Source organism: Alcaligenes sp. PF14 (genome assembly GCF_037150615.1).
GTDB classification, from domain to species: Bacteria; Pseudomonadota; Gammaproteobacteria; order Burkholderiales; family Burkholderiaceae_B; genus Alcaligenes; species Alcaligenes phenolicus.
Genome location: NZ_JBAGRS010000002.1, coordinates 426,120 through 440,422 on the forward strand (window position 1 = coordinate 426,120; position 14,303 = coordinate 440,422).

Consider the following 14,303-nt stretch of genomic DNA (forward strand, 5'->3'; position numbering starts at 1 on the left):
TTGAAAACGATGAATAAAGCCTTTGTGAAAGAGTCCGATCAGGACGATGACGACGATCTGGACGCCCCGGCCAGTGCGCTACCCAGTGGGACCAAGAATTACATGACGGTCCTGGGGTATCGCCGTTTGCGTGGCGAACTGAGCCATTTGATGAACAAGGAACGTCCCGAGGTGGTGCAGATCGTCTCCTGGGCGGCATCCAATGGTGATCGCTCCGAGAACGGCGATTATCTGTACGGTAAAAAACGCCTGCGGGAAATCGACCGCCGTATCCGCTTCCTGACCAAGCGTCTGGAAATTGCCGAAGTGGTCGATCCCGGCTTGCAGCCCAATCCCGATCAGGTGTTCTTTGGTGCAACCGTTGTTTATAGCGACAGCCAGGGTGAAGAGTTCACCATCACCATTGTGGGCGTGGACGAGGCCGAGCCTTTGCAGGGCCGTATCAGCTGGATTTCGCCGGTGGCCCGGGCCCTGATCAAGGCGCGTGAAGGCGATACCGTGGTGCTGCGCACCCCCGCCGGCAAGGAAGAGCTGGATATTCTGGAAGTGTCCTATCCCGAACCCGCACCAGCTCCTGATCTGGATGGAGACAGCCCGATTTGAACGCCGTACTGGGTCCGTATTGGAGATTACGGGGCGCCAATCGCTCCGGCCCCTCAAGACGTCTTGTCGAGCTTGCCGGGTTTGCTGTGTCTCCAGCCCCGCTTGCGGACCCCTTGTTTGAACTGAATTTTCCCTTTTTGTGCACGCCATTTACCGATGTGACCTCTTGTGTCGCTTCCGGTTAAAATGGCGTGTTTTCTATTTCTCCCACCTTTTTTGCCCCTCCCGTATCGTGAGCCAAATCCTGTACTTTCCCGGTTCGTCCGTGCTCTCCGCATTTCGTCGTGAGCGTTTGCTAGAGCGTGTCGAGCAGCGTCAACTGCCTGTTGCCGACATTCTTGCCTTGCACGAATACTATGTCTGGACTGAAGAGTCCGGCCTGGATGCCAGTGCGCGTCAGCACCTGAGCGACCTGCTGGACGATGGTCTGCCTGCGCTGGACCCTCAGCCGCCTAAAGGTGCCTTGGTTCTGCGTGTCATTCCTCGTTTGGGTACCGTGTCGCCCTGGGCCAGTAAAGCGACTGACATCGCTCATAACTGTGGCTTGCAAGCGGTACGTCGTATCGAGCGTGGCGTGCGTTACATCATCACCCCCAAGCGTGGCTTGCTGGGTGCCAAGGAACTGGATCAGGCTCAGCTGGAGCAACTGGCTGCCTTGCTGCACGACCGCATGACCGAAACCGTGGTTGGTTTGGAGTTTGACGGTCAGGCGCTGTTCACCCAACTGGAAGGCAAGCCCATCCAGACCGTGGACGTCCTGGGTGGTGGCGTGGCGACTTTGAAGCAGGCCAACGAGGAAATGGGTCTGGCGCTGTCCGAGGACGAAATTGAATACCTGATGGATGCCTTCACGCGTCTGGGTCGTAACCCGCACGATGTGGAATTGATGATGTTCGCGCAAGCCAATAGCGAACACTGTCGTCACAAGATTTTTAACGCACAGTGGGTAATCGACGGTCAAAACCAGGGCAAGACCTTGTTTGGCATGATTCGCGAAACCCACGCGGCTCAACCTGAAAATACCGTGGTGGCTTATGCGGATAACGCCGCCATCATGACGGGCGGCCCCGCTACTCTGTTCCACGCCGGTATTGATGATCAGGCCAACGAGCCTGTGTATCAGCGTCACGAAGCGTTGGTTCACACCTTGATGAAGGTGGAAACTCATAACCACCCAACCGCAATTGCTCCTTTCCCCGGTGCATCTACCGGTGCCGGTGGCGAGATTCGCGACGAAGGCGCAACAGGCCGTGGTTCCAAGCCCAAAGCAGGTTTGACCGGTTTTACCGTGTCCAATCTGTGCTTCCCTGAGCAAATGGAGCCTTGGGAAAAAGACTCCCACGGTATTCCTGACCGTATCGCCAGCCCCCTGGACATCATGATTGAAGGCCCGATTGGTGGTGCCGCCTTCAATAACGAATTTGGTCGTCCTAATCTGCTGGGTTACTTCCGTACCTTTGAGCAAACGGCTGGCGATCAGCGCTGGGGCTATCACAAGCCCATCATGATTGCTGGTGGTCTGGGTTCGATTGACGATCGCCTGACTCACAAAGATCCTTTGCCAGTGGGTGCCTTGCTGATTCAGCTGGGTGGTCCTGGTATGCGTATTGGTATGGGTGGCGGTGCTGCTTCCAGTATGGGCGTGGGCGCGAACCGCGCCGAACTGGACTTTGACTCCGTGCAGCGTGGTAACCCGGAGATGGAACGCCGTGCCCAGGAAGTGATCGACCGCTGCTGGCAGCAGGGCGAGAATAACCCCATTATTGCCATCCACGACGTGGGGGCGGGCGGTCTGTCCAACGCCTTCCCGGAACTGGTGAACGATGCCGAGCGTGGCGCTATTTTTGAACTGACTCGCGTTCCTCTGGAAGAGTCGGGTCTGTCGCCTGCTGAAATCTGGTCCAACGAATCCCAGGAGCGTTACGTCCTGGCCATTCTGCCCAAGGATCTGCCACGTTTTGAGCGCATTGCTCAGCGCGAGCGCTGCCCCTTTGCCGTCGTGGGTGTGGCGACTGAAGAGCGCCAATTGCGCGTGACTTTCGGCGAAGGCCTGCCTGGCGTGGACGAAGTGCACACCCCCAAGAGCATCGAGGAACGTCCTGTTGACGTGCCTATGGATGTGATTCTGGGTAAAGCCCCACGCATGGAACGCGACGTCAAGCGTCTGGACGGCGTGGCCGAACCGCTGGACCTGACGGTTATTCCGTTGACCGAAGCCATGCACCGGGTGCTGCGTCACCCCACTGTGGCCAACAAGACTTTCCTGATCAGCATTGGCGACCGCAGCGTGGGTGGCCTGTGCAGTCGTGATCAGATGGTTGGCCCTTGGCAAGTGCCTGTGGCTGACTGCGCCGTGACATTGGCTGATTTTGAGGGCGTGCGCGGCGAAGCCATGTCCATGGGCGAACGTAGCCCTAGCGCCATGATTGACGCTGCTGCCTCCGGCCGTATGGCTGTGGCTGAAGCCCTGACCAACCTGGTCGCCAGCGATGTGCGTGACCTGAAAGACGTCAAATTGTCCGCCAACTGGATGGCCGCTTGCGGCGTGGATGGCCAGGACGCTGCCTTGTTCGACACGGTTCAGGCTGTCAGCCAGTGGTGCCAGAGCCTGGGCCTGTCCATTCCGGTGGGCAAGGACTCCCTGTCCATGCGTACCAGCTGGGAGCAGGACGGTGAGTCCCGTCAGGTGATTTCGCCAGTTTCCCTGGTGGTGACCGCTTTTGCTCAAGTGGCCGATGTGCGCCGCACCTTGACCCCCCAACTGCAAACCAATGTGGGCGATACTGCTCTGGTTTTGATCGATCTGGGACAGGGCAAACAGCGTATGGGCGCTTCCGTATTGGCTCACGCCTTCAATCAGGTTGGCCAGTCCGTACCTGACATGCAGGACGCCGAAGCCATGCTGGCGTTTGTGAAGGTGATTCGCCAATTGGCCGACCAGGATCTGATCCTGGCCTACCACGACCGTTCCGACGGTGGCCTGGCCGCGACCGTGGCCGAGATGGCGTTTGCCGGTCACACAGGCGTGTCCGTGAATCTGGACATGCTGACCATCGACCCTCATGCTGCCGATTGGGGCGATTACAAGATTCGTGCCGAACAGGTTTCCGTGCAGCGTGATGAAATCACCTTGCGCGCCTTGTTCAACGAAGAGGCTGGTGCTGTTATCCAGGTGCCATTGGCCCAGCGTGATCAGGTTATGCAAATTCTGCGTGAGGCAGGTTTGTCGGCTCACTCCCACGTGATTGGTAGCCTGAACAAGACTGATCAGGTCGAGTTCTACCGCGATGGCGCTTGCATTTACCAGGCCCCTCGTGTGGAACTGGCGCAACAGTGGAGCGAAGTTAGCCGCCGCATCATGGAGCGCCGCGATAACCCCGCTTGCGCGCAGGCTGAATTCGATCGCTGGGAAGACGTACAAGATCCAGGCATCTCGCCGCGCGTCATGTTCAACCCGCAGGAAGATATTGCTGCTCCCTTCATCGCTACCGGCAAGCGCCCACGCGTTGCCATCTTGCGCGAACAGGGGTGCAACAGTCAGGTGGAAATGGCCTGGGCCTTTGATACTGCTGGTTTCGAAGCCGTTGACGTACACATGACCGATTTGCTGTCGGGCCGCGCATCGCTGGAAGGCATGCAGGGCATGGTGGCCGTGGGTGGTTTCAGCTACGGCGACGTTCTGGGCGCCGGTGAAGGCTGGGCCAAGACCATTCGTTTCAACAACCAGTTGTCGGATCAGTTTGCGGCCTTCTTTGGTCGCAGCGACACTTTCGGTCTGGGTATTTGTAATGGTTGCCAGATGATGGCCGCTTTGGCTCCCATGATTCCAGGTGCAGAATTCTGGCCACGCTTTACCCGTAACCAGTCGGAAAAATACGAAGCTCGTTTCTCCAGTGTGGAAATTGCCTCTTCGCCATCCTTGTTCTTCAAGGGTATGGAAGGGACCCGTCTGCCAGTAGCCGTGGCTCACGGTGAAGGCTTTGCCAACTTCCAGCGTCAAGGCGATGCGTCCAAGGTCGCCGCTGCGGTTCACTTTGTGGATCATCGCGGTCAGCGCACCGAACAGTACCCGCTGAACCCCAACGGCAGCCCTTACGGTTTGACCGGCGTAACCACGGCAGATGGCCGCTTCACCATCATGATGCCTCACCCGGAACGCGTGACGCGCAACGTCATGATGTCCTGGACTCCAGAGCAGTGGGGCGCCGCCGATCAGGGTGCTGATCAGATGGCAAATGGTGGGTTTACTCCCTGGATGCGGATGTTTCGCAACGCTCGGGTCTGGATTGCGTAATTGCTTACGCGTATAATCGATTTTTGGACGGAGTTATAAAAGCATGCGTCTCATCAAGAAAGCACTGACCTTCGACGATGTGTTGTTGGTTCCCGCTTACTCCGAGGTTCTGCCTCGCGATACATCCTTGCTCACCCGCTTTACGCGGGACATCACCCTGAATATCCCGCTGGTTTCGGCTGCCATGGACACGGTAACCGAAGCGCGCCTGGCTATTGCCATGGCACAGGAAGGCGGTATCGGGATCATCCACAAGAACCTGACGGCGGATGCTCAAGCACGTGAAGTTGCACGTGTGAAGCGCCACGAGTTCGGTATCGTGATTGACCCGGTTACTGTGACGCCCACCATGAAGGTGCGCGATGCCATCAACCTGCAGCGTCAGCACGGTATTTCCGGTTTGCCGGTGGTTGAGGCCGGCAAACTGGTGGGTATTGTTACCAACCGCGATCTGCGCTTTGAAGACCGCCTGGATCTGCCTTTGCGTGATGTCATGACGCCTCAAGAGCGTCTGATCACCATGCATGAAGGCGCCACGCTGGACGAAGCTCAGGCCCTGATGCACCGCCACCGTCTGGAGCGCGTGCTGATCGTTAACGATCAGTTCCAGCTGCGTGGTCTGGCAACGGTTAAGGATATTGTCAAAAACACCGAGCACCCTCTGGCCAGCAAAGACAGCCACGGTCAGCTGCGCGTCGGCGCTGCGGTTGGTGTGGGTGACGGTACCGAAGAACGTGTCGAGAAACTGGCCGCAGCCGGTGTGGACGTGGTGGTGGTGGACACTGCCCACGGTCACTCCCGTGGTGTTATCGAGCGCGTTCGCTGGGTCAAGAAGAATTTTCCTCGCATTCAGGTTATTGGTGGCAACATTGCTACCGCTGATGCCGCTCGCGCTCTGGTCGAGGCCGGTGCAGATTGTGTCAAGGTCGGTATTGGCCCTGGCTCTATTTGTACGACTCGTATCGTGGCCGGTGTGGGTGTACCTCAAATTACAGCGATCGCTGACGTTGCCAAGGCATTGGAAGGTACAGGCGTACCTTTGATCGCTGACGGCGGTATCCGCTTCTCCGGCGATGTGTCCAAGGCTTTGGCTGCTGGCGCTTCCGCTTGCATGATGGGCGGTATGTTTGCTGGTACTGAAGAGTCTCCGGGTGAAGTGGTGCTGTTCCAGGGCCGTTCGTACAAGTCCTACCGCGGTATGGGTAGCTTGGGCGCCATGGTCGATGGTTCGGCTGATCGCTACTTCCAGGATCCTTCGAACAACGCTGACAAGCTGGTTCCAGAAGGTATTGAAGGCCGCGTGCCTTACAAGGGCAGTGTGATTGCCATTATTTACCAACTGGTTGGCGGCATCCGTGCTTCCATGGGCTACTGCGGTTGCAAATCCATCGAGGAATTGCACGCCAAGGCCGAGTTCGTGGAAATTACGGCTGCTGGTGTACGTGAGTCCCACGTGCATGATGTGCAGATCACCAAGGAAGCGCCTAACTACCGCGCTGACTGATCTTAGCCAGTCTCTTGCATGCCAGAAACCGCTAGCCTTTGGGTTGGCGGTTTTTTTTGAGGTTTCCGCCTTTGTGTTGTGGGGCAGGGTTGGGTCTCTCAGGATAGACGCCTCTTGCGGCCTGGGTAGGGGCGTGGGGCGGACCGCTTGCCGGTGCTGCGCACCGGTGCCCTTGGCGGTGTCGAGATACGGGCGCACTCTGAACTCACCCGGTGATTGGTCCCCCGGACCAATCACAAGCGTCGGGCTCAAACAGCAGAGTGCTTGCATCCCGTATCCCGACACCGCCCGCGGCAAGCAGTCTGACTCGCCCCACGCCCCCACCCAGGCCGCAAGAGGCTCAGATCGAGAAATACTTAGCCCCGCCTGATTTTTGTGCTTAGGATTTTTGTAGCTGTGTTGGGTTAATTCGCAAACTAATGGCCGATAGCTGGCAAATCCGTTCATAGCAGGAGTTGGGTATAAAACTCCCATATTTCTTATTTAGCAGGGGCTGTTTTGGTTTTGAACAGCCATTGTTGAGGCGGCCATTGAGCCAAAATCACCCCTGCCAGAGTCAGCAATCCACCGCTCACATGGTGTGAGCCCAGTTGTTCGCCCAGCAATGGGATGGCCAGCATGGCGGTCATGAAGGGCAGGATATTCAGGAACAGGCTGCATCGGGCCGGGCCCAAGCGTGTGATGCCTTGGATCCAGCAGTAGGGCAGCAGGACGGAGGTCAGGATACCTGCGTACAGGATCAGGGGGACTGTCTGTTCATTAAGTTGGGTTTGTTCCGCCGGCAGCCAGAAGAAGACGGGTAGCAGGGTAACCAGGTCTCCCCAGGCCTGCAGATAGGTAGATTGCCAGGCGGGTACGGAGATGTGCCATTTTTTCAGGAAGACGCTGTAGAAGGCGTAGCTTAATGCGGCGGTCAGCATCAATAAGTCGCCCGAACGCACGCCTTGGCTGAGTAGTTGCAAAGGATGACCACCGCTAATTAACCAAACCGTTCCAAATAAGGCCAGCAGGGCACCCGGTAGCATGCCGCGCGGGCCGGAGCCGGGGAGCAGCAGGCGGGTGGTCAGCAGGGTCAGCAAGGGCGTCAGTGCAGTAATCACGGCCATATTGGTTGCGCTGGTGCTGGCTGCTGCCCAGTAAGACAGACATTGATAAAACGCCATGCTCAGAAATCCCAGAAACAGCAGTTTGGGTAGTTGAGGACGGATCGAGTGCCAGTGTCGCCAGACAGGGCGAGCGGCAAACAGGCTCATGATGGCCAGCGCCAGCACGACTCGATAAAAACTCATGGCAGGTGCGGCGATCAGGCCGTGCGCCATTTTGGAAACAATGACATTGCCGGACCACAACAGCATGGTCACCAGCGTATAAGCATAGTTGCGCATTGGAAGCATCCATCAATAAGGAAGACGTATGCTCGCTGTAGACCGACTTGCCTGTCTTTCGCTAAACTGACTTGAATTAGCGCAAATGGGACAGCTTGTGCTTGATCCTCTTATTCATATTCCGGTTGAGCTGGCCAAGATGCCTATTAGTGGTTTGGCAGCAGACTATCCGGACGGCCATCTTATTCACGAACATCAGCATGTACGTGCGCAGTTCTTGTACGCCGTGCAAGGGGTGATGGTGATTGATGCCCAGGAAGGGCGCTGGGTGGTTCCTCCTAGCCGTGGCGTTTGGCTGCAACCGGGTCGTCCTCATACGGTTCGCATGCGCGGGCAGGTCAAAATGCGCACGATCTTTGTGGATGAGGATGCTGCTCCGGGCTTGCCGGCGCGTAACTGCGTGCTGGATGTCAGCCCCTTGCTACGGGAGCTGATTCTGGAGGCCAGCCGAATTCCTTTGGTGTATGCGCAAGACAGTCGCGATGGCCGCTTGATGCGTTTATTGCTGGATGAACTGCGCGAGTTGCCTGTATTGCCGTTTCATCTGCCCTGGCCCGAAGAGCCGCGCTTGCTACTGGTGTGTCGACAGCTGGAGGCTAGCCCCGATGATGATAGAGATGCAGATGCCTGGGCCAGGCAACTGGCCATGAGCGTCAAAACTTTCCACCGCCTGTTTCGTCGCCATACCGGCATCAGCTTTGGGCAATGGCGTCAATTCGCTCGATTGTTGGGGTCTTTGGAGGGCTTGGCAGCTGGTGAGCCTGTTGTGCAAGTGGCTTTGCAGCACGGTTACGCCAGCCAAAGCGCATATGCCGCCGTTTTCCGGCGGTATTTTGGGGTTACTCCCAGAGAGTTTTATCGCTCTAAAGACAGCGCGGGCGACGCAGTTTAGTCCGCTAGCTCCAGTAAAAGCCGGGCCAGCATGTCGGGGTGTGTCATCAACGCGCAGTGCCCACTTTCCAACTCTCGGAATTCCCAGTCTTTCTGCTGACGGGCCCATTCGCGCGAGGTATCCACCCCCCTGAACGTAGGCTGTGTGCAGGAGATATAGGAGCAAGGGCGGCCATTGCCGATGACGGGGTTCTGTAAGCGCAGGGAAGAGCGGTAGACGCTAAGCGGCTGTGGTGTCAGGCGGTTACCGACAAAGTGCAGATCTTCTGTGGCATGCAGGCCCAAGGCGCTTAGTGGAGGAGGGGGGACGGCAGGAATGGCGCTTTTCCCGGCAGAGGCCACCATGCTGTCGACAATCTTTTCTGGCAGGGTGTCGAAGGTGCTGGTGCCGCTGGGCAGGATAAAGGCGTCCAGGTAAATCAGTTGTTGAATGCAGCGTGGCATGACGTCGGCGACGCCGCTAATGACCAGTCCTCCAAAGCTGTGGCCCACCAGAGCCACGTTGGAGAGTTCCTCCCAACGTATCAAATTAGCGACATCATCTACAAAGGTGTTCAGGGTGATGTCCGCACTAAGCAAGTGGCTGCGTTCGCCCAGGCCTGTCAGTGTGGGGGTATAGACTTTATGCCCCTTGGCCCGTAGCCGGGCAGCCAGTCTGGACCAGCACCAGCCACCGTGCCAGGCACCGTGAACCAGCACAAAGGTCAGGCTGTCGGAGACTTCGTCCGTATCTTCCTGACATTCGTAGGCAAAGCTGTGCGAGCGGGCACCGGAGGGGCCGGGAGCAGGGATATAGCTGCCGCCTTGTTGTTGTGTGGCCTGTGCAGGTCGGGATTCCTGGTGTTCATTAAGTTCGCTCGGACGAGGGGTACGACTCGAAGACATGCTGAAACTCCCAAAATGGCTGCATGTACTGTAGCTGCCTTGCCGCATGAATGCCAGTGATGCAAGACAATTTCGGCCTGGAGTATTTCTGCGACTCCCTAAGCGGCGCTACACAGCGTAAAATAGATCCTTTACCGCTTTATTATTGGCTCGATACTTTCATGCACCAGCGAATTCTGATTCTTGATTACGGCTCCCAGGTCACCCAGCTTATTGCGCGTCGCGTACGCGAAGCCGGTGCGTACTGTGAAATTCACCCCGGTGATGTCAGCGATGAATTCATCCGTTCCCAAGAAGGCCTGAAAGGGATCATTCTGTCTGGCAGCCATGCCTCGGTCTACGCCGAAGACGCTCTGCAAGTTCCTGCCGCCGCGTTTGAAGCCGGCGTACCCGTTCTGGGCATTTGCTACGGCATGCAAGCCATGGCCCGCCAACTGGGCGGCGTTACCGAAGGTTCGGACAAGCGTGAATTCGGTTACGCCGAAGTCCGCGCCCACGGCCACACCAAGCTGCTGGACGGTATTCAGGATTTCGCTACGGCAGAAGGCCACGGCATGCTCAAAGTCTGGATGAGCCACGGCGACAAAGTTACCGCCTTGCCTCCCGGCTTCAAGCTGATGGCTTCCACGCCTACATGCCCCATCGCCGGTATGGCCGATGAAGATCGCGGCTTCTACGCGGTTCAGTTCCACCCCGAAGTCACCCACACTGTCCAAGGCGCTGCTTTGTTCGAGCGCTTTGTACGCGACATCTGCGGCTGCGTGGGTGATTGGAACATGCCTGACTACGTGCAAGAGGCTATTGCCAATATCCGCGAACAAGTCGGCGACGAAGAAGTTATTCTGGCTCTGTCCGGTGGTGTGGATTCCTCGGTTGCTGCCGCTCTGATCCACCAGGCTATCGGCGACAAGCTGACCTGCGTATTCGTGGACCACGGCCTGCTGCGTCTGAATGAAGCCCAGCAAGTCATGAGCACCTTCGCCGACAATATGGGTTTGAAGATCATCCATATCGACGCTTCCGACCGCTTCCTGGGCAAACTGGCCGGTGTTACCGATCCAGAAGCCAAGCGCAAGATCATTGGCCGTGAATTCGTGGAAATCTTCCAGGAAGAAGCCGCCAAACTCAGCAACGCCCGCTGGTTGGCCCAAGGCACAATCTACCCGGACGTAATCGAGTCCGCCGCCGCTAAATCCGGTAAAGCCACTGGCATCAAATCCCACCACAACGTGGGCGGCCTGCCAGATACGCTGAACCTGAAACTGCTGGAACCCCTGCGCGAGCTGTTCAAGGACGAAGTGCGCAAACTAGGCGTAGCCCTGGGCCTGCCGCCAGCAATGGTCTACCGTCACCCCTTCCCAGGCCCAGGCTTGGGTGTCCGTATTCTGGGTGAAATCAAGCGCGAATACGCAGATCTGCTGCGTCAAGCCGATGCCATCTTCATCGAAGAGCTGCGCAACACGGTTGACGAAGAAACCGGCAAGAACTGGTACGACCTGACTTCCCAGGCCTTCACCGTTTTCCTGCCTGTGAAGAGCGTAGGCGTGATGGGCGATGCCCGTACTTATGAGTACGTTGTTGCCATGCGTGCCGTGCAGACCACCGACTTCATGACGGCTGACTGGGCTGAACTGCCATACTCGCTGCTCAAGCGTACCTCTGGCCGCATTATCAACGAAGTGCGCGGCATTAACCGTGTGACGTACGATGTAAGCAGCAAGCCGCCAGCGACGATTGAGTGGGAATAATCCCGCGTCTGGAATAATCCAGCAGCATAAGGCATAAAAAGCCGCTAAGCCCGCGTAAATGCGGGCTTTTTTGTTTTTAAGGGTGGCAGGGTCTGGCACCGTTTGGCAGTGTCAAGCACGATTTATTTGTGGTATGAAACTTGGTATTATGAATCGTTGATGCCATGATTAAAGCAAATACCATGTGGGGTTTGTTTTCTATCTCATGGTATTGAAAAATCATAGTGTATTGTTTTTTATCATCTTTTTCTGATTTTTGACGTGGTTTTGAGTCATGGTATCAGAATCGATATGGAGCCGCACCTAATGCTAACCGATACCAAGCTAAGAAATCTTAAGCCACAAGAAAAACTCTACAAAGTTAACGATAGGGATGGGCTGTATGCTGCCGTCACGCCTGCGGGTACCATTTCCTTTCGTTACAACTACAGCATCCATGGCAGGCAAGAAACCATCACCTTTGGTCGCTACGGTCTAGGCGGCATCACATTGGCCGAGGCGCGCGAGCAACTAGGTGAAGCCAAAAAGATGATCGCCGCTGGCAAATCCCCAGCCAAAGAAAAGGCCCGCGCTAAGGCACGGATCAAAGATGCTGATACCTTCGATGCGTGGGCGCAAAAGTGGCTGCGCGGCTATCAGATGGCCGACTCCACACGAGATATGCGCCGTTCAGTCTATGAGCGTGAGCTGCTGCCTAGATTCGGCAAAATGAAGCTAGAGGAAATCAGTCACGAGGACCTACGCGCCTTGACGGACCACATCGTAGAGCGAGGCGCACCGGCAACCGCCGTACATGCGCGTGAGTTGGTGCTGCAAATCTTCCGCTGGGCGATTGAACGCGGCCAAAAAGTGGATAACCCTGCTGAGTTGGTGCGGCCAGCCAGTATCGCCCGATTTGAACCGCGCGACCGGGCCTTAACACCAGAGGAAATTGGCCTGATGTATCAATACATAGAAAGAATCGGTACATCCCCCTCTATACGAGCCGCCGCCAAGCTCTTATTGTTGACTATGGTGCGCAAGAGTGAGCTAACCAATGCCACATGGAGCGAGATCAACTTCACCGAAGCATTATGGACTATCCCCAAAGAGCGCATGAAACGCCGCAATCCTCATATGGTGTTCTTATCCCGCCAAGCGTTGGATTTCTTTATCGCGTTAAAAACCTTTGCAGGTGGGTCGGAGTACGTGCTGCCATCACGCTATGACACCGATAAACCCATGAGCAGCGCGACGCTGAATCAGGTGCTGACCTTAACGTACCGGCTGGCACAAAAAGAAGGGCAACCCCTAGCGAAGTTCGGGCCACATGATTTAAGGCGTACCGCGAGCACCTTGTTGCATGAGGCAGGGTATAACACGGACTGGATTGAGAAATGCCTAGCACACGAACAGCGGGGTGTGAGAGCGGTTTATAACAAGGCTGAGTATAGGGAGCAGCGGGCGGAGATGTTGCAGGATTGGGCGGATATGATTGATGGGTGGACAGCTGGAAAAGTACTCACAGCGCACTGATTTTGAGCATTGCAATCTGCTTTTGTAGTGAAAAGCCCACTTTGGTGGGCTTTTTTTATGTCCGGAAAAGGTGTATTTGACGGACAAAAACAATAGGTTTGGGATCTCTTTCCTAAATCCAAGTAAATCTGTGGTTTGTAATACCTAAGTTGTCCGTAAACAGTGGATTTACGGACAGTAAATTGTTGATTTTGTTGGCTTTTATGTTCTGTTAAATGCTGGAAACCCCATGAATTATGGGGCAATAATTAAACATCAAATAAACAAAACGAGGTATTTGGTGTGACAAATGAATTTAGTAAAGCGAACAAAGTTCTTATTACCAAGAAACAGTTACTCTCAATAATTCCCTTGAGTGAGCGCACGATTTATAACTTTGAAAAGCAAGGGAAGTTCCCGCGTCGTATTGCGCTCAGCAGTCGTAAAGTTGTCTGGGATTTGGCTGAAGTGGAGGCATGGATTGATGCATGTAAGCATTCCGGCTCTGCCCCTAGACCCGGAATGGGGGGGTGAGTTGTGGCAATTGACTTGCATGCAGCATTCGAGAGCGAGCCTCCAATATTAGATTTTATTTGGCCGGGTTTCCTAGCAGGGACAGTAGGAGCATTAGTGGCTCCTGGGGCTACGGGTAAAAGTTTCTGGGCGTTAGAAGCGGCAATGGCTATCGCATGTAGCGTTGCTGGAGGTGATCTAGTGGGGCTTTCTCCTCCTCGTGCTGGCCGCGTTATTTATTACGCAGGAGAAGATCCAGAGGTTGCCTTGGTACGTCGTATCCATGCTATCGGCCAACATCTGAATAAACAGGCACGTGAAGCTATCGTAGAGAATTTGATTCTCAAGCCCGTTATGGGAACTCTAATGAACGTGTTGGATGATGTTCAACGAGCAGATCTAATCAGCTTTTGTTCCGGTGCTCGTCTGATCGTGCTGGATACACTAAGTCGGATTCATGATCGAGATGAGAACAGCAACAGTGACATGGCCAAACTTATCGCTATGTTGGAGCATATTGCAGCGTGTACTGGGGCCTCAGTTTTGTATCTGCATCACGTCAGCAAAGGTAGCGCTCGTGAAGGAGGAACGGATCAACAGCAGGCAGCACGAGGCGCATCTGCTTTAATCGACAATGCTCGCTGGTGCGGTTTCATTGCCAAAATGACAGAAAAAGAGGCTAAAAGTCTTAGTGACCAGGAATTTAGTCGACAGCCTATAGGTGATGATCGAAGAGGTTTTTTTGTCCGTTTTGGTGTCAGTAAGCAGAACTACGATGCCATTCCGATTGATCACTGGTACAAGCGTTATGACGGTGGTGTTCTTGTACCAGTGAAGTTGGTTAACACGAGCAAAGAGAGTGCCCTGACGAGTGTTAATGGAGCAGATGATGAGTCGTGGTAACGCTGTCACGCCTACTAGTACTAGCGTACAGGCGCGTGTAATGCTCTATCAGTCCAGTCAGCGCCCACGATTACTTGAGGGTG

General features: G+C 55.6%; 10 protein-coding genes. 8 read left to right on the plus strand and 2 right to left on the minus strand.

The features are described 5' to 3' along the window. Positions 1-9: 9 nt before the first annotated feature. From greB to guaB, 3 genes are all read left to right on the plus strand, one after another. Positions 10-603 (plus strand): transcription elongation factor GreB, encoded by a 594-nt coding sequence (gene greB, locus WFM49_RS05990; protein ID WP_009457980.1) that lies wholly within the window; start codon positions 10-12, stop codon positions 601-603. A 232-nt stretch (positions 604-835) separates the two neighbouring features. Continuing rightward, the gene (gene purL, locus WFM49_RS05995; RefSeq protein WP_035268089.1) at positions 836-4,897 is read left to right on the plus strand and encodes a phosphoribosylformylglycinamidine synthase; all 4,062 of its coding nucleotides are present in this window, start codon (positions 836-838) and stop codon (positions 4,895-4,897) included. A gap of 43 nt (positions 4,898-4,940) precedes the next feature. Further along, entirely contained in the window at positions 4,941-6,401 is a 1,461-nt protein-coding gene (gene guaB, locus WFM49_RS06000) for an IMP dehydrogenase (RefSeq protein ID WP_009457979.1), read from the plus strand. A 479-nt stretch (positions 6,402-6,880) separates the two neighbouring features. Here guaB and WFM49_RS06005 read toward each other — a convergent pair whose 3' ends face one another. Continuing rightward, a complete protein-coding gene (locus tag WFM49_RS06005) occupies positions 6,881-7,786 on the minus strand; it encodes a DMT family transporter (RefSeq protein ID WP_336972269.1) in 906 nt (301 codons plus the stop codon). A gap of 85 nt (positions 7,787-7,871) precedes the next feature. On the opposite strand from WFM49_RS06005, the gene WFM49_RS06010 reads away from it, so the two are divergent. Further along, the gene (locus WFM49_RS06010; RefSeq protein ID WP_250757077.1) at positions 7,872-8,678 is read left to right on the plus strand and encodes an AraC family transcriptional regulator; all 807 of its coding nucleotides are present in this window, start codon (positions 7,872-7,874) and stop codon (positions 8,676-8,678) included. On the opposite strand, the gene WFM49_RS06015 is transcribed toward WFM49_RS06010, so the two are convergent. Continuing rightward, a complete protein-coding gene (locus WFM49_RS06015) occupies positions 8,675-9,562 on the minus strand; it encodes an alpha/beta fold hydrolase (protein WP_336972271.1) in 888 nt (295 codons plus the stop codon). The two genes, WFM49_RS06010 and WFM49_RS06015, sit on opposite strands and share 4 nt — an antisense overlap. 161 nt (positions 9,563-9,723) lie before the next feature. Between WFM49_RS06015 and guaA the strand changes: the two genes are divergently transcribed. The 4 genes from guaA (at position 9,724) to WFM49_RS06035 (ending at position 14,220) form a co-directional block, all read left to right on the plus strand. Continuing rightward, positions 9,724-11,310, plus strand: coding sequence for a glutamine-hydrolyzing GMP synthase (gene guaA, locus WFM49_RS06020; RefSeq protein WP_009457973.1), 1,587 nt, complete (start codon positions 9,724-9,726; stop codon positions 11,308-11,310). A 306-nt stretch (positions 11,311-11,616) separates the two neighbouring features. Beyond that, positions 11,617-12,825, plus strand: a complete 1,209-nt coding sequence (locus WFM49_RS06025) for a tyrosine-type recombinase/integrase (protein WP_336972273.1) — start codon at positions 11,617-11,619, stop codon at positions 12,823-12,825. 282 nt (positions 12,826-13,107) lie between these two features. Next, positions 13,108-13,338 carry a helix-turn-helix transcriptional regulator gene (locus WFM49_RS06030; protein ID WP_101604780.1) on the plus strand — a complete coding sequence of 77 codons (231 nt, stop codon included), beginning with the start codon at positions 13,108-13,110 and terminating at the stop codon, positions 13,336-13,338. A 3-nt stretch (positions 13,339-13,341) separates the two neighbouring features. Next, entirely contained in the window at positions 13,342-14,220 is an 879-nt protein-coding gene (locus WFM49_RS06035) for a helicase RepA family protein (protein WP_311219722.1), read from the plus strand. The last annotated feature ends 83 nt before the right edge of the window (positions 14,221-14,303 follow it).

Coding starts and splice junctions, on each gene's coding strand:
- greB (WP_009457980.1), top strand. CDS start 10: ATGAATAAAGCCTTTGTGAAAGAGTCCGATCAGGACGATGACGACGAT.
- guaB (WP_009457979.1), top strand. CDS start 4,941: ATGCGTCTCATCAAGAAAGCACTGACCTTCGACGATGTGTTGTTGGTT.
- WFM49_RS06005 (WP_336972269.1), bottom strand. CDS start 7,786: ATGCGCAACTATGCTTATACGCTGGTGACCATGCTGTTGTGGTCCGGC.
- WFM49_RS06010 (WP_250757077.1), top strand. CDS start 7,872: ATGGGACAGCTTGTGCTTGATCCTCTTATTCATATTCCGGTTGAGCTG.
- WFM49_RS06015 (WP_336972271.1), bottom strand. CDS start 9,562: ATGTCTTCGAGTCGTACCCCTCGTCCGAGCGAACTTAATGAACACCAG.
- guaA (WP_009457973.1), top strand. CDS start 9,724: ATGCACCAGCGAATTCTGATTCTTGATTACGGCTCCCAGGTCACCCAG.
- WFM49_RS06025 (WP_336972273.1), top strand. CDS start 11,617: ATGCTAACCGATACCAAGCTAAGAAATCTTAAGCCACAAGAAAAACTC.